Annotated in this window: 12 protein-coding genes; 2 read left to right on the top strand and 10 right to left on the bottom strand. The window is 61.2% G+C overall.

The features are described from left to right. Positions 1–336: 336 nt before the first annotated feature. Genes glgB through JMA46_RS10560 form a run of 3 tightly spaced genes read right to left on the bottom strand, consistent with a single transcriptional unit; the run spans position 337 to position 8017 of the window. On the bottom strand, positions 337–4092 hold the full coding sequence (gene glgB / locus JMA46_RS10570) for a 1,4-alpha-glucan branching protein GlgB (protein ID WP_207345292.1): 3756 nt from the start codon (positions 4090–4092) through the stop codon (positions 337–339). After that, a complete protein-coding gene (gene treS / locus JMA46_RS10565) occupies positions 4092–5882 on the bottom strand; it encodes a maltose alpha-D-glucosyltransferase (protein ID WP_207345291.1) in 1791 nt (596 codons plus the stop codon). The genes glgB and treS overlap by 1 nt, the downstream gene beginning before the upstream one ends. 2 nt (positions 5883–5884) lie before the next feature. Then, entirely contained in the window at positions 5885–8017 is a 2133-nt protein-coding gene (locus tag JMA46_RS10560; protein ID WP_348770123.1) for an alpha-1,4-glucan--maltose-1-phosphate maltosyltransferase, read from the bottom strand. Positions 8018–8190: 173 nt separating this feature from the next. Here JMA46_RS10560 and glgP point away from each other — a divergent pair, with 173 nt between their 5' ends. Continuing rightward, positions 8191–10815, top strand: a complete 2625-nt coding sequence (glgP, locus tag JMA46_RS10555) for an alpha-glucan family phosphorylase (RefSeq protein ID WP_207345290.1) — start codon at positions 8191–8193, stop codon at positions 10813–10815. Between the two features lie 142 nt (positions 10816–10957). On the opposite strand, the gene glgX is transcribed toward glgP, so the two are convergent. The 6 genes from glgX to JMA46_RS10525 all read right to left on the bottom strand — a co-directional run bounded on the left by glgX (position 10958) and on the right by JMA46_RS10525 (position 17995). After that, complete coding sequence (glgX, locus tag JMA46_RS10550; RefSeq protein WP_207345289.1) at positions 10958–13363, bottom strand: glycogen debranching protein GlgX; 2406 nt, start codon at positions 13361–13363, stop codon at positions 10958–10960. A 2-nt stretch (positions 13364–13365) separates the two neighbouring features. Beyond that, entirely contained in the window at positions 13366–14364 is a 999-nt protein-coding gene (gene rlmB / locus JMA46_RS10545) for a 23S rRNA (guanosine(2251)-2'-O)-methyltransferase RlmB (RefSeq protein ID WP_207345288.1), read from the bottom strand. A gap of 295 nt (positions 14365–14659) precedes the next feature. After that, positions 14660–16084: a cysteine--tRNA ligase gene (gene cysS / locus JMA46_RS10540; RefSeq protein ID WP_207345287.1), complete on the bottom strand. Its 1425-nt coding sequence runs from the start codon at positions 16082–16084 to the stop codon at positions 14660–14662. Then, positions 16081–16617, bottom strand: coding sequence for a 2-C-methyl-D-erythritol 2,4-cyclodiphosphate synthase (gene ispF, locus JMA46_RS10535; protein WP_207345286.1), 537 nt, complete (start codon positions 16615–16617; stop codon positions 16081–16083). Before ispF ends, cysS begins: the two co-directional genes overlap by 4 nt. A gap of 5 nt (positions 16618–16622) precedes the next feature. Next, on the bottom strand, positions 16623–17402 hold the full coding sequence (gene ispD / locus JMA46_RS10530) for a 2-C-methyl-D-erythritol 4-phosphate cytidylyltransferase (RefSeq protein WP_207345285.1): 780 nt from the start codon (positions 17400–17402) through the stop codon (positions 16623–16625). A 110-nt stretch (positions 17403–17512) separates the two neighbouring features. After that, positions 17513–17995 carry a CarD family transcriptional regulator gene (locus JMA46_RS10525; RefSeq protein WP_207345284.1) on the bottom strand — a complete coding sequence of 161 codons (483 nt, stop codon included), beginning with the start codon at positions 17993–17995 and terminating at the stop codon, positions 17513–17515. A gap of 285 nt (positions 17996–18280) precedes the next feature. Here JMA46_RS10525 and JMA46_RS10520 point away from each other — a divergent pair, with 285 nt between their 5' ends. Beyond that, a complete protein-coding gene (locus JMA46_RS10520; protein ID WP_207345283.1) occupies positions 18281–18799 on the top strand; it encodes a hypothetical protein in 519 nt (172 codons plus the stop codon). Between the two features lie 215 nt (positions 18800–19014). Here the strand turns inward: JMA46_RS10520 and JMA46_RS10515 are convergent, their stop codons facing one another. Then, positions 19015–23979: a beta-galactosidase gene (locus JMA46_RS10515; protein ID WP_207345282.1), complete on the bottom strand. Its 4965-nt coding sequence runs from the start codon at positions 23977–23979 to the stop codon at positions 19015–19017. Positions 23980–24106 lie beyond the last annotated feature (127 nt).

Raw genomic sequence — 24106 nt, 5'->3', positions numbered from 1 at the left:
AATTGGTATCAATAAAACTTGGCACACTATTGAGTTCTCAAACAACAACCACACCCAGCCACACACCACCAACAAACAAGCAAAACAACACTCATCCATCAACAACGATCAGCACCGGGGCAACTTCTAAATCTTACCCGACTGAATTCCAGGAAGTCAAATCCATGATTTCGACTAGATTCAAACTTATATTTGAACGCAATTCATTAGGCCTATTTTCGAGGCCAGAGGATTGGTCTTGTCCGGATCTGAACCGTTCGTTCAGCGGAGTACTAACTCTAGCACCTCCCCGCCGCGATCACCAAACGGAGGGGAGGTGCTGCCAAAGCGGTCGCTCTAGGACTCGACGGGCGCCAAATACAGGGCACCCAACGGCGGAACACGGAGCCTCAATGAGGTTTCCTGACCATCCCACGGCAGTGCTTCGGCCAACATTGTCCCTGAGTTGCCGACGTCGGATCCGCCGAATTTGGCGAGGTCGGTGTTGAGCACTTCCTGCCACTGGCCGGCTTGGGGAACACCGATCCGGTAGCCCTCATATGCCACGCCGGCAAAGTTGAAGACGCAGACAAGTGGGTTGCCGTTCTTGTCCAGGCGAACAAACGAGATGACGTTGTGCTCGGTGTCTCCCCCGTTGAGCCAGGTGAAGCCTTCCGGAACATTGTCCAGCTCATAGAGTGCGGGAATACTCGAATAGTGATCGTTGAGTTCCTTGATCAGGGTCTGCACGGCGCTGTGTGAGGGGTTTTCCGCCAACCACCAGTCCAAGCCGTGTTGTTCACTCCATTCGGACTCCTGCCCGAACTCGGTCCCCATGAAGATCAGCTGCTTGCCTGGATGCGCCCACTGGAAAGCAAGGTAGGCCCGCAGGTTAGCCAGCTGCTGCCAACGGTCCCCTGGCATTTTGCGCAGCAGCGACCCCTTCCCGTGCACCACTTCATCATGGCTGATGGGCAGAAGGAAGTTCTCGGTAAACGCGTAGACAAGTGAGAACGTGATCTGGTTGTGGTGCCAGCCCCGGTTGACCGGGTCCTCCTCCATGTAGGAGAGCGAGTCGTGCATCCAGCCCATGTTCCATTTGATGCCGAAGCCGAGCCCGCCGGCGCTTGTTGGCCCAGTGACCCCGGGGAATGCCGTGGACTCTTCAGCAATGGTGACGATCCCGGGATTGCGGCGGTACGCAGTGGCATTCATTTCTTGCAGGAAGCTGATGGCCTCCAAGTTTTCCCGGCCGCCGAAACGGTTGGGACTCCAAGCGCCTTCGTCCCGTGAGTAGTCCAAGTAGAGCATGGAGGCCACAGCATCCACACGCAGACCGTCAATGTGGAATTCCTCCATCCAGTACAGCGCGTTTGCCACCAGGAAGTTCTTCACCTCATTTCGGCCGAAGTCGAAGATCAGTGTGCCCCAGTCGGGGTGTTCACCCAGCCGCGGATCGGAGTGCTCATATTGTGCCTGCCCGTTGAACTTGGCCAGCGCCCAGTCATCCTTCGGGAAATGCGCTGGCACCCAGTCCATGATGACGCCAATACCGGCTTGGTGCAGTGAGTCCACCAGCAGGCGGAATTCGTCGGGGTGTCCAAAACGGGCGGTCGGCGCGTAGTAGGACGTGACTTGGTAGCCCCATGAGCCTCCAAACGGGTGTTCTGAAACAGGCATGAGCTCCACGTGGGTGAACCCCAGCCCATGGACATAGTCGACAAGCTCCGTGGCCAGTTCCTTATAGCTCAGCCCCGGCCGCCAGGAACCCAGGTGCACTTCGTAGACACTCATGGGCGAATTGTGCGGATCCACTTGTGCACGCCGAGCCATCCACTCCGCATCCTGGAACACGTAGCTTGATTCAACAACACGTGAGGCAGTCAACGGCGGCACTTCCGTGCCATAGGCCATGGGATCAGCCTTCTCCAGCCAGTCGCCATTTTCACTGAGGATCTGGAACTTGTAGCGCTCCCCCGCAGCCACGTCGGGAATGAACAATTCCCAAATGCCACTATTGCCCAAGCTTCGCATGGCGTGGCCGCGGCCATCCCAGCCGTTGAATTCGCCGATTACCCGCACCGCCTGAACGGCCGGCACCCAGACGGCAAAACTGACTCCCGTTACTTCGCCCAACGTTGAGTGGTAACGCTGCACGTGTGCACCCAGCACAGTCCACAACGTCTCATGCCTGCCCTCGGCGATGAGGTGCATGTCCAGTTCACCCACCGTGGGCAGGTAGCGGTAGGCGTCATCACTGCGGTGGACACCTTCGGCGTAGCTGACATCCAGGCGGTAGTCCGGCACGTGGCCTGGTTCCTCCACCTGAACAACTGCAGTCCAAATGCCGCCGTGTTCATGGGTCATGGGGAATTCCCCGTGCTCAGTCACCAACTGCACGGATTGAGCCAAATGCCGCAGTGTTCGCACCGTAACATTGCCGTCCCCGTGCAGGTGTGCGCCAAGCACTGAATGCGGGGCGTAGTAGGTGCCCTCGGAAATTCGCGCCAAAACTCCCGCATCAACTGCCAGAGGGGCTTTTATATCCAGTCCCATGTCTACTCCATTTTCCTTTGAATCAAACAAATCCCGCACGGCCGTTATCGGCACCCAAGCCCAATCGGGCCGATTCTGTAATTCGTAAACAACCTCATAAAGCGCCTTATCAAGCCACAATGCCACGAAAAGGGGACTCTTGCGCGCAATGCTCTCCCCTGACACGTTTTCATATCCCTTTATGAAGGCATCGGAGCAGTTGCGGACCCATTGTGCACCGGCGTCCGCGGACCCGGCATTATTGGCGGCAGAATGGGCCCCGGCATAGTCAAAGGAGCGCAGCATTCCGGCAATGTCTCGTAGCGTCACGTCTGCCAGACCACGTTCTGCCAGTGGCCGCAACGGTTCGCCTTCAAAGTCCAGAATGTACCAAGCTGTTGCTCCGGGACCACCTTTCAGCAGTTGACCCAAGTGCAAATCCCCGTGAATGCGCTGGGTTTGCGGCAGAGACTTTATTTGGTGCAGTTGGGCTATAAACGCGTGCACAGCATCGTCGTACGGTCCGACGTCGGCGCCGGCCAGTTCCCAGGCCCACTCCAGTCGGTTCGCAATCGCATCAATGAATGCCGCAGTCTCAGCCACGTTGTACAGGTGCGTGCCCAGGCTGTTGCGCAGACTGCCGTGAACGTGGGCAAGCGCCGATCCGATACCGTAGGCGTTTGCCGAAAAATCTTCACCTGCGGCGGCTGCAGCGAGTGCCACTTCCCAGCCGTCCTGCGCATCCTGGACCAAGTCGTGGATGACAAAAAGAGTGGTGTTCACTTCCGTCAAGCCGACGGCGGCCTGCAGCGCCGGAACATGCGGCTCGCCGATCCCGCCGGCCAGGGTGGCCAGCGCCCTGCCAATTTCAACTTCCGGATGAACCCCGGCCTGCAGAACCCTGAAGAACTTGGCCATGAAGGCCTTGCTGCCGAGCTCAAAAATAACCGAACTGTTGGACTGCTCGGTTCCGATTAAACGGATACCCGACGCCGGCTGCTCCCCTAGGCGCGCCAACCGAGGGTTGCGCCACACCCAAAGGTGCCCCGCGGATTCTGGACCCGAGGACAGGACTACTCCGTTTTCGGCGAGTTCCGTGTGCCCGGCGAGTTCCCCCAGCCAGGCTTGCATAAACGCTGGGTCGGCCAAGCCGTCATACACGTGCCCGCCGGACCAGAGGCCGTCGCCCGGCCAAGGGTCGCCATCCGGCCTTGCCGCACCAGCGGCGAGGTCGCCAAGAAGAGCAACCTCCGGCAACCCGGAGCCAACAATCCCCGTATTTGGTACATCTGTACCAAATTGATAAAAGCTTAGCGGCACCTGCAGCGTGAGCCGGGTTCCGGCGTCGTACTTCCCTGCATCCGCGTCTGCGTCATTACCTGAGTCCGTGGAACCCTCTGCTTCAGGGAAATCCACCGTGACAAGCAGTACCAGCCGCGTACAAGCAGGGTCAGGGGACGGAAGCTCAAAACTGCTGGCAACCCCCAGCCGTGCACCAACTCCAGCCGAGCCCTTTCGCGGGTACCAGCGCTGCCGTGGAAGCCAATCAGCCAGCAGGCCCAGAAGCGTCCCCGTCATCAGTACCCGTGCTCCGTTTCACTGATGATAGGCATCGCCTGCGTCTGGGTGGAAAGAACGTTGGATGCCTGAGAACGCACCCGCAGCCAATAAAAGTCGTAAGAACCAAGGGTCAGTGTCACTTGGCCCTTGTCGTCGATACCGGGAAAGATGCCCCTACCGAAGACGTCCCGCAGCCCGCGGCCGGCCAAAGTGGGAACATCAAGAGTGACGGCGGCAGGATGTTGGGAAAGATTGAAAACACACAGAATCGATTCCGGCCACTCACCTTCCTCATTACCCACAGCCAGCACGCGAAGGAACACGAGCACTGCCTCATTGCTGCAGGCCACCGGCTCATAGCGGCCCAGACCAAACGCTGGGTGGGCTTTGCGGACCTGCAATATTTGTTTGTTCCAATGGAGCAGGGAACTCGTGTGGGCCGTCTGCGCTTCAACATTGACGTGGTTGTAGTGGTAGACAAGGGACTGCACCACCGGCAGATAAAGCTTGCCGGGGTCTGCGTGCGAAAAACCAGCGTTGCGGTCAGGGTTCCACTGCATGGGAGTGCGTGATGCGTCCCGGTCGTCAAGCCAGATGTTGTCTCCCATGCCGATCTCGTCGCCATAGTACAAAAAGGGGCTGCCCGGCAGCGCCAGCAACAGCGCGTTGATCAGTTCAATCTCCGACCGGGAGTTATCCAGCAGCGGGGCCAGGCGGCGCCGGATGCCGATATTGGCCCGCATGCGTGAGTCCGGGGCGTACCAGCCCAACATGGCCTCGCGCTCATTGGGCGTGACCATCTCCAGCGTGAGCTCGTCATGGTTACGCAGGAACGTCCCCCATTGGGCCCCCTTGGGAATATCCGGCGTATTGGCCATGGTCTCGATGATGGGCGCAGCTTTTTGGTCCCGCAGCCCGTAATAGAGCCGGGGCATGATGGGGAAGTGGAAAGCCATGTGGCACTCCGGCTTATCCGGGGTGCCAAAATAGTCCACGACTTCGTCGGGCATCTGGTTGGCCTCCGCGATGATGATGCGACCGGGGAACTCGGCGTCGACCATGGCTCGAAGTTCCTGCAAAAACACGTGGGTGGCCGGAAGGTTCTCGCAGTTCGTGCCATCCTCGGCGTACAGGTAGGGGATGGCATCGGCACGAAATCCGTCTATGCCCTGTCCGAGCCAAAAACGCACGATGTCAAAGATGGCTTCCCGCACCTTGGGATTTTCATAGTTCAGGTCAGGCTGGTGGCTGAAGAACCTGTGCCAGAAGTACTGTCGCCGGACCGGGTCGAACGCCCAGTTCGATTCCTCAGTGTCCACAAAGATGATCCGGGCATCCTCATACAGCTCCGTGGTGTCGCTCCACATGTAGAAATCACCCATGGGTCCTTCAGGATCTTCACGGGAAGCCTTGAACCACGGATGCTGGTCGGAGGTGTGGTTCAGCGGCAGGTCAATGATGATGCGCATGCCGCGTTCGTGAGCCTGCGCAACCAGAGACTTGAAGTCAGAAATGGTGCCATAGGCATCGATGACGGTCTTGAAGTCGCGGACGTCGTAGCCGCCGTCGTGCAGGGGTGAGTCTAGAAATGGGGGCAGCCACAGACAATCAATGCCGAGCCATTGCAGGTAGTCAAGACGGGAGATCAGTCCGGAAAAGTCTCCCGCTCCATCGCCGTTGGCATCCGCGAAGCTCTGCACCAGAACTTCATAGAAGACAGCCTTGCGGTACCAATGTGGGTCGTGGGCAAGCCCCGGTGCGTTCAAATTGAACTTTGGCGCGCTGTTGTTGACGTGAGAGAAGGTCATGTTCAGCTCCTGACATGCAGAATGTGGGCCGGCTCCATGTGAGCATCCAGCCTGAAGTAATTGCGCTTGCCCCAATTCCACGTGGCTCCGGTAAGGAGCTCCTCCACGATGAACGTTCCGTCGGGGGAGAGCTGATCCAGGCCAAGCGCATCAAGGTCAAGGTTCACTTCACCTTCACGCATGCTGTGCGGGTCAACGTTGATGACAACAATGATGGTGTCCTTGCGGGCCGGTTCGCTGTCCGTGGCTGCAATGAGTTTGTGCTTGCTGAACACCAGAGTTGCCTCGTCAGTGCTCTCGTGCAGGCTCAGATTTTGCAGGTCTAGCAGTGCCGGGTGGGCCGTGCGAATATTGTTCAGCTTTGTCACGAACGGTGCCAACGACCTGCCCTGGGCTTCCGCCGCAGCAAAGTCCCGGGCCTTGTACTCGTATTTTTCGTTGTCAATATTCTCTTCGGAGCCGGGGCGGGCCACGTGCTCGTACAGTTCATAGCCGGCGTACATGCCCCAGAGCGGGCTGCCCAAGGCGGCCAGAATGGCGCGGATCTTAAACGCTGCCGGTCCGCCGTATTGCAGGTACTCGGTGAGAATGTCGGGGGTGTTCACGAAGAAGTTGGGCCGGAAGTAGCCAGCCGATTCGCTACTGACGTGGACCAGGTATTCTTCGAGTTCTTCCTTGGTGTTGCGCCACGTGAAGTAGCTGTACGACTGCTGGAATCCGGCCCTGCCCAATGCCGCCATCATGGCCGGGCGGGTGAATGCCTCGGCGAGGAACACAATGTCGGGGCGTTCTGCGTTGATGGTGCCGATCAACCATTCCCAGAACCAGACCGGCTTGGTGTGCGGGTTGTCCACCCGGAAAATCCGCACTCCGTGGTCAATCCACAGCCTGACAATACGCAAGATCTCCGCGGACAACCCGGCAGGGTCGTTGTCAAAGTTCAACGGGTAGATGTCCTGGTATTTTTTTGGCGGGTTTTCCGCATAGGCGATGGTTCCATCAATCCGTGTGGTGAACCATTCCGGATTCGTCGTGGCCCACGGGTGGTCCGGGGCGCACTGCAGGGCCAGATCAAGCGCAACTTCAAGCTTCAACTCATTGGCCGCCGCCACAAACGCATCAAAGTCCTCAAAAGTGCCCAACTCCGGGTGGATGGCGTCATGCCCGCCGTCGGCTGAGCCAATGGCCCACGGTGAACCGGGGTCGGCGGGACCTGCCGTCAGCGAATTGTTCGGCCCCTTCCGGTTGACAGTGCCAATCGGGTGGATCGGCGGCAGGTACACCACGTCGAAGCCCATGGCTGCAACGGCTGGCAGCCGGTCCACGGCCGTACGGAAGTTCCCACTGGTCCACTGCCCCGTCTGCGAGTCATGCCGGGCACCCTCAGAGCGCGGGAAGAACTCATACCAGGCACCGCGTCCTGCAGCGTCACGCTCAACGTAGAGCGGGTAGGACTCGCTGCGGGTCACCAGATCCCGAAGCGGATAACGCACGACGGCGGCACGCACGTCAGCGCTGGTCCCTGCGGCCAGGCGGTCAATGACGTTCAGTGAGTCGTCGGCAAGGGTGTTTGCGGCGTGTTTGAAGACGCCGGCAGCAGCCTCGTCAGGAGTGTCCCTGGCTGCGCTGTGCAACAGTTCTGCGCCTTCTGCCAGCATGACGTCAACGTCCACATCGGCGTTTATTTTCACCTGTGCGTTATGCGCCCACGTGGCGTAATTATCGCTCCAGCCTTCTATGGCAAAACTCCAATGGCCTTCGAAGGCCGGAGTCAGCACTCCCACCCATGAGTCGCTGCCCTTGGGGCCGGCAGAAAGCCTGGTGCGCTGGGCTTCGCTGCCGTCGGGCGCGAACAAGACCGCTGTAACTCCAAGGAGGTCGTGGCCTTCGCGGAAGACCACGGCGCTCACGCGCACGTCGGCACCACGGACGCCCTTGGCGGGGAATTTTCCGTCTTCAAGCACCGGCTGCACGTTCGTGATGGGAATCCGGCCAAAGCGCAGGCCGTTTTGCGGGTCCGCTGGCACCGACTGCTGGCGCCCTGTGGCACCATTTTCAGTGGCTGCGGCACCATTTTCGGTGGCTGGCGTAGCGGTGGCGGCTGTCATTTGAGACGAAGGTTTGGAAGTAGTCACAAAGTAGACGTTAGTCAATCCTCGCGCATAATGCTAAGGCCTGGCGGGAAATCGCAGGATTGCGCCGTCACGTGCATGACACATACGCCCTGTTTCGGAAAGGTTACGTCACCAACGTCGCAAAAGACACACCAGTCCGGTGTTTTTAATATTCATGAACTATGGTGACCGGCATGAAGGCAATCCGCAGATTTACCGTCCGCTCCCTCGTTCCTGCGCAGATTTCTGCGCTGACACAACTGGCCACCAACCTCCGCTGGTCATGGCACCAGCCGACCCGCGCCATGTTTGAATCACTCAACCCAGAGCTGTGGGAGAAGTCCCGCCGCGACCCCTTGGCCATGCTCTCGGCCATGTCCCGCGAGCAATTGCAGGAGCTGGCTCAGGACCACGATGTAGTGGCCCGTGTGGCAACAGCCGAGCAAAGTCTCAGGAACTACATCGCCAACCCACGCTGGTATCAGGAACTGGGCGAAGAAGCCCCCAAGTGCATCGCATACTTCTCCCCCGAATTTGGCATCACCGAAGTCCTCCCCCAGTACTCCGGCGGACTAGGCATCCTCGCCGGTGACCACCTGAAGTCCGCATCCGACCTCGGGGTGCCGCTGATCGGCGTCGGACTTCTGTACCAGGCTGGCTACTTCAAGCAGTCGCTGTCCCGGGACGCCTGGCAGCAGGAAACCTACCCGCTGCTTGACCCGGACGCCCTCCCCCTGACCCTGCTGCGCGAAGACGACGGCACCCCCATCCAGATTCAGCTCCCGCTGCCCGACAACCGCGTGTTGCGCGCCCATATCTGGCGTGCTGATGTTGGCCGTGTGCCCCTGCTGCTGCTTGATTCCAACGTTGCCGAAAACGACGATGCCGCCCGCGGCGTGACGGACAGGCTGTACGGCGGCGGCGGCGACCACCGGCTGACCCAGGAACTGCTCTTGGGCATGGGCGGGGTCAAGGCGCTGCGCGTCCACGCCCGCCTCACCGGATCCCCGGCCCCGGAAGTGTTCCACACCAATGAAGGCCATGCCGGTTTCCTGGGTATTGAGCGCATCCGCGAGCTCATGGACCCGGCAGTGACCGAGGAGCCGTTGACCTGGAACGAGGCGCTGGCTGCTGGCCGTGCCTCCACCGTGTTCACCACGCACACGCCCGTCCCTGCCGGAATCGACCGGTTCCCGCGCGGCATGATCGAGCACTTCTTTGCCGGCTCGCTGGCACCGGGAGTGCCCGTTGACCAGATCCTTTCCCTGGGCGCCGAAACGTACGACGACGGCGACCCGGACGTCTTCAACATGGCGCTCATGGGTCTGCGTCTGGCCCAGCGCGCCAACGGTGTGGCCAAACTGCACGGAGTGGTCTCACGGGGCATGTTCTCCGGCTTGTGGCCAGGATTCGATGTCCAGGACGTTCCGATCACGTCGGTGACCAATGGCGTGCACGTGCCGACCTGGATTGACCCCGCCTGGGTGGCCTTGGTGCGGGAGCGTTTTGACAGCGATGTCCTTGACGCCACCGACTGGTCCAAGGTCTGGGATATCAGCGATGAGGACGTTTGGGCGTTGCGCCGCAGCGTTCGCACCGAGCTGGTCAAGGATGCCCGGCGCCGCCTCCGCTCCTCGTGGCGCAAGCGCGGGGCTGCCGACGCCCAGTTGGCATGGACCGATTCGGCCCTTGACCCGGATGTACTCACGATCGGCTTTGCCCGCCGCGTGCCCACCTACAAGCGCCTCACCCTGATGCTGCGCGACCCTGCCCGGCTGAAGGCCTTGCTGCTGCACCCCACCCACCCCATCCAGATCATCATCGCGGGCAAGTCCCACCCTGCCGACGACTCCGGCAAGAAAATGATCCAGGACCTGGTGCAGTTCACCGACGACCCCGACGTGCGCCACCGGATCGTGTTCCTGCCCAACTACGACATCGCCATGGCGCGCACGCTGTTCCCCGGCTGTGACGTATGGCTGAACAACCCGCTGCGCCCGTTGGAAGCGTGTGGCACCTCCGGCATGAAGGCGGCCATCAACGGCTCACTGAACCTCTCCGTCATGGATGGCTGGTGGGATGAGATGTACGACGGCGAAAACGGCTGGGCGATCCCCACGGCCAATACCGGCACCAGTGAGGACGAACGCGACGACATCGAATCAGCAGCGTTGTATGAGTTGCTGGAAACTCAGGTGGCGCCGCGGTTCTACGGTGAAACCGCGGGTTCTGATGGCGAGGCAGCTGGAGCGGCTGGCCCGTCAAAGCCGCAAACCGGCAATCTTCCCGCGCATTGGATCTCCATGATCAAGCACACTGTCGCGCACTTGGGCCCGCAGGTTTCAGCGAACCGCATGGTCGCAGAGTACGTGGAGCGCCTGTACCAGCCGGCCGCACAGGCCGGACGCCTGGCACGTGCGGACGGTTACGCGGCCACGAAGGAGCTTGCGTCCTGGGTTGAGCGGGTGCGCCCGGCCTGGTCGGCAATTGGCATAGAGCACGTGGAATCCCACGGGCTCGCGGATGAACCCCAGATCGGTGAATCGCTGCAGGTGCGGGCTCACGTGAACTTGGGTGAGCTGCGGCCCGAAGACGTCACTGTCACGGTGGTTTACGGAACTGCTGGGGACTCGGATGAGCTCACCAATACATCTACCGTTGCCCTGGAGCACGTGGAGGAAAACGGCCCCGGCCGCTACTTGTTCTCCACCGACCTGCTCATTGACCGTTCAGGGAGCTTTGGCTACGGCATCCAGGTGCTGCCCTCCCACAAGGCGCTGGCGAACCCGGCCGAGATGGGCTTGATCACCACCGCGTAATCCGCCCACCCCTCGATGAGGTTGGGGTTTGGGATGCCTGGCAGAAATGACTAGGCGTCCCAAACCCCAGCCTCATCTTTTGATTTAAGGGCTGACGCGGACTGGCTAAGCGCTGGCGCTTAGGGGCTGGCGCGGGTAAGTTCTAGCGCGGACCCAGGTCGTTGCGGTACAGGTGGACGGTGTTCGCTTTCACCAGCACCGAAGCGCCAGGCTCCACCGCCGAAACTGAACGGGGCAGCCTGAAGGTGGGCTCGCCGTCGTCCGTCATGGTGGGAGACTCCGTGGTCATCCGCAACAGGTAAGGGCGAGGAACAACGGCCTCCTCCACGGTGTCAGCCGCCGCGGCGTCGTCATCCGCAGCGATCTCGGTCGCCGCTTCCGCGGTGGCCTCCGGCACGGCCTCAGACGGCTCTGCGCCCACGGCGGCAAGCGCATCTGTGTCCTCGGCCGCAACCGCATCTATGTCGGGGGCCTCTGTGACGGAAGCAGCGTCAGTTTCGGGTGCAGCGTCAGTTTCGACGTCATCTGCATCCGGCGCCTCACCAGTCATTTCAACCGGATCCTCAACCGTGGCTGCAACAGGGAAGCGCGGGTTGGCAGGAAGGACCACTTCTTCGTCGGTGATTCCGGTGTTGAGCACCACGAGGCCGTCCATCGTGCCGTCGGGGGAACCCATGAGCATGGTGATGACGCGCTCGTGGGGGTTCTTCCAAGCCTCGGGCGTCATGGGCTGGCCGTCGGCACCAAACCAGTAGATGAAGGAGTGTCCACCGCGGGTGGGGTAGCTGCTTGGCTGGGCGCGCAGGAAGTCCCGGCGAATGCGCAGGAGCCGTGTGGTGGCGGCCAGCATGGTCTTGGCCTCCAGATCCATGCTCCAGTCAAGCCAGGCGATCTCATTGTCCTGGCAGTACACATTGTTGTTGCCGCCCTGGCTGCGCCCAAGCTCGTCCCCGGCTGTGATCATGGGGATGCCTTGCGCCAAGAGCATGGTGGTCATCAGGTTTCGGGCAGTGCGGGCACGCTCCGCCAACGTGTTGGGGTTGTTCGTGATGCCCTCAACGCCGTGGTTCCAGCTGCGGTTATTGCCCGTGCCGTCGCGGTTTTCTTCCTGGTTGTCAATGTTGTGCTTGTGGTTGTAAGCGGTCAAATCCGCCAGCGTGAAGCCGTCGTGGGCCGTCACCAGGTTGATCGAAGCCAGCAGGCTGCGCCCCGATTCGGCGAAGAGTGACACGGAGCCGCCCAGCGCATCGCCGAAGGATGCCAAGCCGTTGTGGTGGTAGCCGGCAAGCATGGCCGCCCTGTCCGTTAACCACACTTCGCGCACAGTGTCGCGGAACGTGTCATTCCAGTCCGCCCAACCGGTGGGGAACTGGCCCGTCTGCCACCCGCCGTAGCCCACGTCCCACGGCTCCGAAATGAGCTTGGTGGAGGCCAGCACGCCGTCAGTGGCGGCCGCCAAAAGGAAGGGATGCTGGTTGGTGAATTCGTGCACGCCGTTGCGTGCCAAGGAGACGGCCAGGTCAAAGCGGAAGCCGTCAATGTGGAAGTCCTCCACCCAGTAGCGCAGCGAATCCATGGCCATCTTGATCACGTGCGGGTTGCCGAAGTTCAGCGTATTCCCACACCCGGTGGTGTCATAGTAGTGACCGTCGCGCATACGGTAGTACTGCTCTTCGGCCAGTCCGCGCCAACTGTAGGTGGGTCCGCCGGGGCCGCCTTCAGCCGTGTGGTTGTACACCACATCAAGGATGACTTCGATCCCTGCGGCATGCAGCAGCTTGATCATGCCTTTCAGCTCTGCTTGCACCGCTGCCGGGCCGGCTGCCTGGGCGCTGGCACTGGCGTACTTCGCATGCGGGGCGAAAAAGCCCAGCGTGTTGTACCCCCAGTAGTTGCTCATCCCCGTTCCGTCCAGGTGGGGCTCGGAAATATGGAAGTGGATGGGCAAAAGTTCGACGGCGGTCACGCCCAGGTCCTGCAGGTGCTTGATCATGGCTGGGTCGGCCATGCCCGCATAGGTTCCTTGGAACTTCACCGGTACGTCGGGGTGAAGTTGCGTTTGGCCGCGCACGTGCGCTTCGTAGATTACTGTTTCGCGCCAAGGTGTGTTGGGGCGTTCGACGCTGCCCCAATCAAAGTCAGAAGCCATCCGCACGGATAAATACTTGGTTTCCCCGTCAGCATCGACTTGCTCGTCAATATACCGACCATACGGGTCCAGCAGAAGCTGCTCCACGGAAGGGTCCACCAGGAGCATCTCCTCCTGGGTGGCCTCGATGTTCGTGTAGAAACCGTAGCGTGCCCCCATGGGCATGCCTTCCACCAGGCCGTGGTGGATACCGTCGGTCTTGTCCGGCAGCAGCACTGCCTTCCAAACCCCGTCCGGTGGCTGGAAGCACACCACAACATTGCGGTGATCCGGTGCATACACGGCAATGTTCGCCGCATCCGGACCGTGTTTCCGGGGGATGGGACTAACGCCTAGTGGAAAGTGCCGCGACAGTGCGGCCCCTAGGCTGGTGTTTGACTCCACGACGGTTACAGGCATGCTTATGCCTGAACAACGCGTTGCCGGGAGATTTCGTACAGGCTGATGCCCACTGCCATGGAAGCGTTCAGCGATTCCATGGCCGAGTCGATGGGGATGGAAACAATCTGGTCGCAGTTTTCGCGTACAAGGCGGGAGAGACCCTTGCCTTCAGAGCCCACCACTACACACACTGGTTCGGTGGCCAGGGTGAGATCGGGCAGCGAAACGTCGCCATCGCCGTCGAGCCCCAACACGAAGAATCCCATCTTCTGGAACGCTGCAATGGCACGGTTCAGGTTCGGGGCCTTGGCGACGGGTACGCGAACGGCGGCACCGGCGCTTGTCTTCCAGGCCGCAGCCGTCACACCGGCGCTGCGGCGCTCAGGCACAATGACGGCGTGGCCGGAGAAAGCCGACACGCTGCGGATGATGGCGCCCAAGTTGCGGGTGTCGGTGATCCCGTCCAACGCGACGATGAGCGGGGCGTTGGCGATATGGCCCTTTTTCCACTTGGCGATGATCTCGCTGGCCGTGTCTACGGCGTCCTCATACTCGTACGGGGGGATCTGCAGGACCAGGCCCTGGTGGACGGCGTCTTCCGTCAGCCGGTCAAGCTCAGGCTTGTGGGCTTCCAGCAGCGGGATGCCGCGTTCGGTGGCAAGCTTGATGGATTCACGGACACGCTCATCCATGTCAACACGCACGGCGACATAGAGCGCCTTGGCGGGGATGCCTGCACGCAGTGCTTCAACGACGGAGTTGCGGCCCGTGACGAGTTCCTCCATGGCACGGCCCTTGGGTCCGCTGTTGCGCCGGCCAGTTGGTTTGCTGCCACCGGAATGCTTGGCGGCGGAGCGCTCTGCCAGTTCCTGATTCTTGAACGCCTTGTGGTAGGTCCGTTCGCTGGCCTTGGGCGTGGGGCCCTTGCCTTCCAGGGCTTTCCTGCCGTGGCCGCCTGTGCCGACGCTGGGGCCCTTCTTGGTCTTGCGTACTGCCCCTGAGCGTGAACTACTGGCCATGGTGAAACCCTTACGATTAGTGCGGCTGCCTAAAGTCGGCGCCTAAGCTCGTCAAAAAATCCGCCAGTGCACACGTTTGAGGTGCACTGCGTTACGGAAAACAAAATACCCGTACCTAACAGCTTACGGCCTGAAGGCAAATTTAGTGGTATGGAGTCTTAATAGTGTGCTGCCTCACGCCCCGCCCACTCCCCCACGACGCTCCTGCACCTTCGGGGCTTAATCCGCGAACGCTCATGCATCCTGTGCGGGAGCGTTGGGTAAAACAGCCCGGAAACTGCAGGAGCGTCGGTAGTCATTTTTTTAGGGACCAGGTGGAGCCTTCTGCCGAATCGGCAATCTCCACACCTGCCGCGGCCAGGGTGTCGCGGATCTTGTCCGACTCCGCCCAATTCTTCTCCGCACGGGCTTGCGCACGAGCCTCCAGCTGGGCGTTGGCCAGCACATCAAGGGCCGTCTGCTGCGCCGCAGAACCGCTCCCCTGCTGCCACTGCTTATCCAGCGGGTTGATGCCCAAAGCCGACATCATGCCCAGCGCAGACTGCAGCGCAAGCGCTGCCCCGTCGTCGTCTTTCGCTGCCAATGCCGTGTTGCCTGCACGAACCGTCTCATGCAGGACGGCCAGGGCAGCGGGCACGTTCAGGTCATCATCCATGGCCTCGCGGAAGGCGTCGGGGAGCGTGGCTACCACACCCCCGTCTCCGATGCCGCCCGGGAACACGCGGGCGACGGCGGCGTGGATGAATGTTTCAATGCGTTCGACGGCGGCGGCGGCTTCGGCGAGCGAGGTGGGCCGGTAGTCCAGGACGGAGCGGTAGTGGGCCTGTCCTAGGTAGTAGCGGACCACCAGCGGGCGGGCCAGCTCGAGCATTTCGCGCGGGTTGATGGTGTTGCCGATGGACTTGGACATCTTTTCGCCGGCATAGGTGACCATGCCGTTGTGCATCCAGAAGTTCGCAAAGCCGTGACCGGCGGCTTGGGACTGGGCCATCTCGTTTTCGTGGTGGGGGAAGCGCAGGTCAAGCCCGCCGCCGTGGATGTCGAACTCGGTGCCAAGGTATTTCGTGACCATGGCCGAGCACTCAAGGTGCCAGCCGGGGCGGCCAGCACCCCATGGTGAATCCCATTTGGCCGTCTCAGGCTCGCCTTCCTTGTGGCCCTTCCACAGCGCAAAGTCGCGGGGGTCGCGCTTGCCCCGGGGGTCGGCGTCGGGCGCGGCCTGCATGTCGTCAATGTTCTGGTGGGTCAGCGAGCCGTACTGCGGCCAGGAGCGTACATCGAAGTACACGTCGCCGGAGTTATCCAATGCCGGGTAGGCGTGGCCGCGTTCAATGAGCGAAGCGATGAGGGCATGCATTTCCGGGATGTGGCCGGTGGCACGCGGCTCATAGGTGGGCTTGAGGATGCCCAGGGCGTCGTAAGCGTCCTCGAAGGCCTGTTCAAAACGGTAGGCCAGCGCCCACCAGGGCTCGTTGTTCTCGGCCGCCTTGACCAGGATCTTGTCATCGATGTCCGTCACGTTGCGGATGACGGTGACGGCGTAACCGGAGGTCTGCAGCCAGCGCGTGAGCTGGTCAAAGGCCAGTGCGGAGCGAACGTGGCCAATGTGTGGTTCGCCCTGGACGGTGGCGCCGCAATAGTACAGCGACACCTGCCCCTCTTTGAGCGGGACAAAGTCGCGGATGGAAGCAGTGGCGGAGTCATGGAAGCGCAGGGTCACGGCTCTAGGTTACCTCTCCCTGCGGCCTGCTGGTTCACGGTGTCCTGCCCGTCGCGAGCGACCACCAGTGCGGTAGCGATCGCCGTGATGCCTTCGCTGCGGCCGGGAAACCCGAGTCCGTCCGACGTGGTGGCACTAACCGAAACAGGGGCTCCTGCCGCAGCACTGAGGGCTGCTTCCGCTTCCTGGCGGCGCGGTGAAAATTTTGGCCGGTTGCCAACAAATTGCACGGCGATGTTGCCGATTTCAAAGCCTGCCGCACGGACGATGCGCGCAGCCTCAGCCAGCAGACTCACGCCCGAGGCCCCTTGATACTCCGGGCGGTCCGTGCCGAAGTGCGCGCCCAGATCCCCCACTCCAGCAGCGGAGAACAAGGCGTCGGCCGCGGCGTGTGCCACGGCGTCGCCGTCGGAATGGCCGCTGAGGCCGCGTTCGCCTTCCCAATGCAGCCCGGCCAGCCACAGTGGTGCCGGGCTGTCCAGCGGGGCGAAGGCGTGGATGTCGATCCCAATGCCTGTCCGGGGCAGCATCATGTGCTCTACCCTTCCACCCAGCGGGGGCGCAGCGGACCCTCGAGCATGGCCTCGGCCAGCAGAAGGTCCAGTGGCGTGGTGACCTTGAAGCTGTGGGTGGACCCTTGGACCACGTACACCTCTTCACCCATGGATTCCACCAGCATGGCGTCGTCCGTGATGCGTGCGAGGGCCCCGGCGTCGAGCGTCAAGGCATAGGCGTGGGCCCGGCGTAGGGTCTCCAGCTCAAAACCCTGCGGGGTCTGCACGGCGCGCAGCTGGTTTCGAGGCGGCGTGGCCACGACTCTTTCAACGCCGGCGCCCGTGGCGGGCAGGCTGGCCGGCTCAACGCTCTTGATGGTGTCGGTGACGGCCAGTGCCGGAATAACGGCTTTTGCGCCGTCATGGAGGGCGGCGGCCACCCGATTGAACACACCGGAGGGTGTCAGTGGCCTGGCGGCGTCGTGGATCATGACGGTGGTGACGCCGTCGGCAATTTCAGCCAACGCCGCATGCACCGACTCGGATCGCTGCGAGCCGCCCTCAACAATGCTGAACAGCAGCCCGGCGGTGGCTGCTTCGGCACCCAACTTGCTGCAGATGGCTGCCATCTCGGAGTCGTCGGCAGGTATTGCAACACAGATTTGAGCCGCGATTCCCGACTTGAAGACGCCGCGAACGGCGTGGACCAGCACGGCTTCCCCACCAAGCGGCACTCGCGCCTTGGGCACCCCATGGCCCAGCCGCTGTCCGGATCCTGCTGCAACTATCACGACGGCGCACGAGCCGGCCTTCACCTCAGTCATAACCCCTACCCTAGTCGGCCACATGAAGATTGTGCCGGACATGAAAAAACCCCACACGATCAGGTGCGGGGTTTTCCCATTGTCTGGTTACGAGTTGCCTGTTTGTGAGGCTATGAAGCCAAAACCTCGTCAAGGACTTCTGCTGCCTTGTCCTCGTCAGTCTTTTCCGCCAGGGCCAGCTCGGAAATCAGGATCTGCCGCGCCTTGGCCAGCATGCGCTTTTCGCCTGCCGACAAGCCCCGGTCGTTGTCCCTGCGCCACAGGTCGCGAACGACTTCTGCAACCTTGATGACATCGCCGGATGCGAGCTTCTCCAGATTTGCCTTGTAACGGCGGGACCAGTTGGTGGGCTCCTCCGTAAACTCGGCGCGGAGCACCTGAAAAACGTGCTCCAGCCCTTCCTTGCCTACAACGTCACGTACCCCAACAAGGTCTACGTTCTCAGCGGGAACTTCAATTGTCAGATCCCCCTGCGCAACCTTGAGCTTGAGATACATCTTCTCTTCACCCCGAACAGTGCGCATCTTGATCTCTTCGATCTTTGCCGCACCGTGGTGTGGGTAAACTACTGTCTCGCCGACCTCAAAAAGCATGTGGATTCTCCCTTTCCAATACTCAAGTTTACCACGGTTAAACTTCTACTTCCCTGAGTTTCCGCAGGTCAGGGGCTGCCAGCGCTACGCTGACCGCGCAATTCATCCAACAATTGGAGAATTGTTGACCCCTTGACTAAACGCCTTTGAAGTGCCTCAATGAACACCTGCTCCTACGCAACTCCTACACAATTGTCTGGACGCACACGAAGGAAGCGCACTTTTACCACAATTGCGGATAAGCTGGGCAAAGATATTTTGTCTTTTCCCTGAGGAGTTACTGACGTGAGAATCGCTTCCGGCATCCCTGGTACCAAACGAGCGCAACGTTTGAGCCTGATTGCAGCCATCGGCATTGGCGCCATGACCTTCACAGGTTGCAGTGCAACCAATCCACAAAGCACCACCATGGAGGTCGCCGTTTCTGACGGCGTGAACTTGAACCTGGGCAGCCTTGAACTCCGCAACGTCCTGGTCATCTCCAAAGCTGAAGGCAGTCCCGGCCGCGTCCTTGGCACGTTCTACAACAAGGCCGATTCAGACATCACTCTGACCATCAGTGGCGCGCAGGGCTCGCAGACCGAGATCACGGTGAAGCCGAGCATGCCGCTGGTACTCAACGGCGAGTCCGATAAAGCCATTTTGAGCACCATGGGCGCAGCCCCCGGTGCCGTGGAGACGCTTGAATTGCGCTCCTCGGGTGCCGCATCTGAGACGGCCACGTTGGAGGTTCCCGTCCTTGATGGCACCTTGAGCGAGTACAAGAACATGGTGCCCACAGCGGAACCCACGTCCACCCCGTAATTAGCAAGTTGTAGCATTACGCTCCAGCGATTATCCGCACGAGCCGCTGCGCCATATATGCAGACACGAATGGGGCCGGTTGTCTTCTCGACAACCGGCCCCATTTTTGTCCCCTGCGGTTAGGTACCTCAGGTCAAACACCTCGGGCAGGCACCGGAAGAAGTTACCGTGCCCGCCCGAAGGTCAACTCAGCGGTTGGTGTTGCGCGCCTGGTGTTAGTGTGTTGCCGACCTGCGGCGGGTTGCAGCAAACGCTGTAGCCCCGGCCAGGACCAGCAAGACTGCCAGCCCGCCAAGCCAGGTGTTGTTCGCACCGGTGTTGGCCAGATCGTCATTGGCCGAATCATCATTCGCCGATGCGCTGTTGCCAGCTGTGCCATGATCCGTCGCCGGAACCTTCGCAGCTGCGGCGGTGATGGTCAGGGGTGCACTTACCTGATGCGCCTTCCCGTCCAATCCCACACCGTCAATCATGATGCGGTGCTGGCCCGCCGGAATGTCCGACGGCAGAACCACGCTCAAGCTCACAACGCCGTTGGCATCAGCGGTAGCCGTGCCCAACTGCACCGGCTCCGAGTGCAGCGTGAAGGTTGCGCTGCTCCCCGCTTTGAAGTTCTCCCCCATGATGGTGAGCTTGCCGCCCTGCGCCACGGTGTCCACGCTCAGTTTGATGCCGGGAGTCGCTGGCTCCTGAGACGGTGCCTCGGATGTGGCAGGGGCCGACGGCGTCGCAGTCGCCGTCGCCGAAGCACTTGGTGTTGCCGAAGCTGACGGTGTAGCAATCGCCGACGGTGTAGCAGTCGCCGACGCGCTTGGCGTTGCAGAGGCCGTTGCAGAGGCCGTTGCACTGGCGGTCGGCGTGGCCGTAGCTGACGGTGTGACCGTCTGCGTCGGAGTGGTGCCGTTACCATCAATAGCGATTTCAAGGGTCTGGATGCCCAAGGTCGCTCCGGAAACGGCGTCCTTAATGCTCACTGTTGCCGCATAGTTGCCCTTCTTGGCGAAGCTGTGCTCCGCCGAGTACGCACCGTTGACCACAGGCACGGTCACTGCCGCGCTGCCGTCACCAAAGTCGATGACAGCGTTGGTCAACGCCCCGTCTCCGATGGCTGCCAGCACCGAGGTGCCGCTGACGACGGCCTTCTCACCGACGTCGTACTTGGCCTGCTCCGCCACTGCCGTGACAACCGGCAATGCGTAGTCTGGGGCCGTGTTCAGCTTCGTCGGCACGCCGCCGAGACTGGTGCCGCGGTCCACCAGGGTGAAGGAATCCGGCCCTTGGGCGTCGCGCTCAGTGCTGAGCACGATGGCAAGAGTGTTATCCCCCGATTTATTCAGGAATCCGCTCGGGATGGTGAACGTGCTCTGCGGGCCAACGTTGCCAACCCAGGTTCCCGTGTTCCAGCCGTTCACATAGATCACGGCACGAGCATAGGACTTGCGGCCGTCTTCAAACTTGGCGTCGTTGATCTTCAAGCCAAGGGCCGTGTCGGTGCCTGCCGGAACATTCAGCGCAAAGTTGGTGCGGTACCAGGTGACTCCTGCCTTGGCCGGCTTGAACGAGGTGGCATCTGCCCATTCGCTGTCCGGGTACTGCGGCAGGTACCAACCGGCGCGCTCACCATAAAGACCGCCGGTGTTGTACATGGTCCGATCTGTATCAACCGGCGCGGCCTTGTCCTTGGCGCCTTGCAGCTTCCAGGTGACAGCGCCGCTGCTGGGCAGCACTGCGTCGTACAGGCCGCGGTTTTGGCGTGACAGGCCGTCATCGGACCAATCGAGGTTTTGGCCCTGGTTGCGGACCACTGCCGAAACGACTGTCTTCTCACCATTTTTGATGACCCCGGCCGGGACCTGGATCGTCTGCATGCTGCCATTGGCTGCTGCGGCTCCGGCGAAGGTGCCGTTGACCCAGACGAGCATATTCGCTGCACTGCCACCTTGGCCGCGCAGCTGAATGCTGGTGGCTGCGGATGATGCGGTGAAGTGCGCCCGGTACCAGGTGTCGCCTTCGTAGAAGCCGTAGAACGCCGTGTCCAGGACCTTGCCCTGGTTGGCGCCGGGGCCCTGACGGGTGTTCGCAGCTGCGGTGGCGGTTGCCTCGAGCCATTTACTGTCGTCAAACGCGGTGGCGGACTCCGGGTTTTGCCCGGAAACCTTCCAGTTGGTCAGCTCAGGAAGAACAGCGGCGGCCGGTCCGGCCAGGTTTGCCACAAGCTGGCCGTTGACGCCAACTGTGGTGACAAGTGCCTGCCCGTTCCAGCTGGCCTTCGTGATGCCGCCCGGAACGTAGATGCCGATACTGCGGGCTTCCTTGGTGTCGCCCACCAAGTGCACGGTGTCGCCGTCGAACTCGGCTGAACGGAGCAGGTCGGCGCCGGTGACCATGACGGTCTTGTTGGTGGTGCCACCCTTGACGATTCCGTCAAGGGTCCACTGCAGGCCGGTGGCTGAGCGGTCGGTGGTGACGATGGTCAATTCGGGCGCGTCACCGCCAGTGATCTTCACCGACGTTGCGTTGCCGTGCACATAGTTCAGGCGCAGCATCTTCGTGGCAGCGTCCCAGACATGCTCGACGGCGGTGCCACCCAAAGTGGTCACCGTAGGTTCCGAGGCGTACTTCAGGACCGTTTCGCCGTCGTCGCCCTTGGCCCCGTTCAACACCACCAGGGTGCCGTTGGCAACGGGCATCTTCGTGAAGAGCTCAGAGGTGCTGTACATCAGCTTCTGCCCGTCAAAGGCGTAGTCGGCGATGACCATGTTGGCGTCGCGGCCGTGCAGCTTCAAGAACGTGCCGGCTTTTTGCGGGACGCGGTTGAAGGTGATGGAATCCGCCGGCGCCTCGGGTGTGGTTGCCGCAGGAGTTGAGGTTTCAATGGCATCGAGGGAAATGAACGTCCCCACAGCGGCCGGAGCACCCTTCACGCCCGTGTTGACCACCTTGATGGTGTGCTCAATGGTGGGATCCAGACCCGTTTTTTCGAAAGCCGTCTGACCAGCCGTGCTCTTGACCGCGGCCTGGTAGGTGTTGGTCTGGCCCACCTTGACACCGTCGATGAGGACGTCGCCAATGGCGTGGTTATAGGCGGTTGCCGAGATCAGCTTCACCTCTGCGGCCTTGAACTTGTACTCGTAGTAGGCGCCGGTCTTGCTGCTGTTGCTCTCGGTGCCCATGTAGTCGTCAGCAGTCCAGGTCTTGCCGGTGTCCCGGCTCCAATCCAGGACACCGTCGGTGGAGGAGAACGTGATGGAGGGGTCGACGTCGTCGACCTTCTTCGTGACGGGCGCTGCCGGAACATCAGGGGCAGCTGCTGCCGGAATCACGTCAAAGGCATCGATGGTGACGTTGGTGCCTTGGCTGGCGGCATCCTTTTGGCCGGTGATCACGATCTTGATGGTGTGCGGAACGTTCGGGTCCAGTCCGTCCTTCTGGAAGGCCACGTACTGAAAGTTGGCGTTCTGGCCGCGGTAGGTGTTCGTCTGGCCCATCTTGACACCGTCAATGAACACATCGCCGTAGCCGTGGTTGATGGACTGGGCGGAAATGACGCGGATGCCTGCTCCGGTGAACGTGTAGGAGACGGAGTCATCCTTCTTGTCGCTGAAAGTTTCGGTGCCCTTGTAGTTGCCGGCGGCCCAACCTTCGCCGTTCGACTTGCCCCACGTGCCTGTGTACGTGATGGACGGGTCCCTGTCGTCGGCAGTGTAGCTGGCCGCAACGGTTTCCTCACGGGGTGACAGCGTCAACGGGATGGAGTAGCTCAATTCCGTGGTGCTGTTGCTGTCGCCCTGGCGGAAGCCCAGGTAGCGGGCACCGTTGCCGGAGACTGAACTGGCCTCCATGTCCTCAGTGGCAATGCGCTGGTAGGACTTGATGTTGCCCGCACCGCCGTCGATCGTGACGGGGGCACCGGGTTGGGGAACCATGTTGGAGATCGGAGTGAAATCCTGCTGGAAGTAGCCAAGTTCCTTCTGTACGGATGCCTTGGGCGTCAGCTGGCGGTCCTCGTTGATGGCGGCGCCATAGTCATAAGAGGTGAAGCCTGAGGAGGGGGAACCGGTCCAGCCCCAGTTGGTTCCGCCGTACTGCATGTAGTAGTTGAACATGTTGATGCCGTTGTTCAGGTTGTTGACCCCGTACTGGCGGGTAAACGCTGAATCAACGAATTCGGCACAACGGTCGGTGTTGAAGTTGGCGCCCCAGGGCGTGAAGGCGCCGCCTTGGCCCTCGGCAATGAACATGGGGCTGGTTTGGGTCCGTGCCCGGAAACGGTCTTCCATGTCGGGGACCTGGCCGCGGGCGTTTGAACACGTGAAGCCCAACGGGTACTGGTCAAACGCGTAGTAGTCCAAGCCCACATTTCCGCCGGCGCTTGAGCTGCCGGGGACGTAGGCGCCGTTGAAGCCCCAGTCATTGTGGAAGACCGGGACGGTGATGCCGTCGGCCTTGATCTGCTTGACCAGGGCCTTCATGAACGCAGGGCGGTCTCCGCCTTCGTTCAACAGTTCATTTTCAGCCTGGTAGGTCACGATGGACCCGCCGCCGTCTGTGACCTGGTGCTTGACGGCGATTTCATTGAAGGCGTGGATCCAGCTCAACGACTCCCGCAGTGCTTCAGGGTCCGTGCTGCGAAGGGATCCTGCCCCGCTCTTCGTCAGGTAGGCAGGCAGGCCACCCATCGAAATCTCCGCATTGACGTAGGGGCCCGGACGCGCAATGACGTACAGGCCTTCCTCCTCGGCCATGGTGAGGAGCAGTTCAATGTCCTTGATGCCGGTAAAGTCAAACTTTCCGGACTCGGTGGAGTGCAAACCCCAGAAAAAGTACAGCGACACGGCGTTGAAGCCGCTAGCGCGCATTTTTTGGAACATGTCACGCCAGTCATCGGTGCCGGGCAGGCGCCAGTGGTGGAATTCGCCGGACCAGACATTGAGCCGCTCACCGTCAACCATGTACGACTTCGAGTCAAAAGTTACGGTGTGGGTTTGACCGTCATTGCCGGGGAAGATCACCTTGTCGCCAGCCATGGCCGACTGGGCAACGGTTTCCACCGTGGCAGTGGAATCGACGGCCAGTGCCGGGCTCGAAATGGCCATCAAGCCCAAGGCTGCCGTGGCCAGGATGGCCGTCGCCTTGAGCCCGCGGGATCTCCGAGAACCCCTAAATGAATGCGCTGTCATGGATCAAGTCCCTCAAATCTCAATGCAGCCGCACCGGCTACCCGTTATGTTATCCGTCACAGCATATGACGAGCGCCACACAGGGGCAACCAAAAACTAACTTATTTGATCATGTGACGCCTTTTAT

This window comes from Arthrobacter sp. E3 (genome assembly GCF_017353415.1).
Classification (GTDB): domain Bacteria; phylum Actinomycetota; class Actinomycetes; order Actinomycetales; family Micrococcaceae; genus Specibacter.
This window is presented reverse-complemented; position numbering and strand designations above follow the sequence as displayed.

Bases quoted from the DNA above. Each gene is read 5' to 3' on its own strand.
- glgX (WP_207345289.1), bottom strand. From the start codon at position 13,363: ATGCCTGTAACCGTCGTGGAGTCAAACACCAGCCTAGGGGCCGCACTG.
- ispF (WP_207345286.1), bottom strand. From the start codon at position 16,617: ATGATGCTGCCCCGGACAGGCATTGGGATCGACATCCACGCCTTCGCC.
- JMA46_RS10515 (WP_207345282.1), bottom strand. From the start codon at position 23,979: ATGACAGCGCATTCATTTAGGGGTTCTCGGAGATCCCGCGGGCTCAAG.
- JMA46_RS10525 (WP_207345284.1), bottom strand. From the start codon at position 17,995: ATGCTTTTTGAGGTCGGCGAGACAGTAGTTTACCCACACCACGGTGCG.
- glgP (WP_207345290.1), top strand. From the start codon at position 8,191: ATGAAGGCAATCCGCAGATTTACCGTCCGCTCCCTCGTTCCTGCGCAG.
- glgB (WP_207345292.1), bottom strand. From the start codon at position 4,092: ATGACGGGGACGCTTCTGGGCCTGCTGGCTGATTGGCTTCCACGGCAG.
- ispD (WP_207345285.1), bottom strand. From the start codon at position 17,402: ATGACTGAGGTGAAGGCCGGCTCGTGCGCCGTCGTGATAGTTGCAGCA.
- rlmB (WP_207345288.1), bottom strand. From the start codon at position 14,364: ATGGCCAGTAGTTCACGCTCAGGGGCAGTACGCAAGACCAAGAAGGGC.
- treS (WP_207345291.1), bottom strand. From the start codon at position 5,882: ATGACCTTCTCTCACGTCAACAACAGCGCGCCAAAGTTCAATTTGAAC.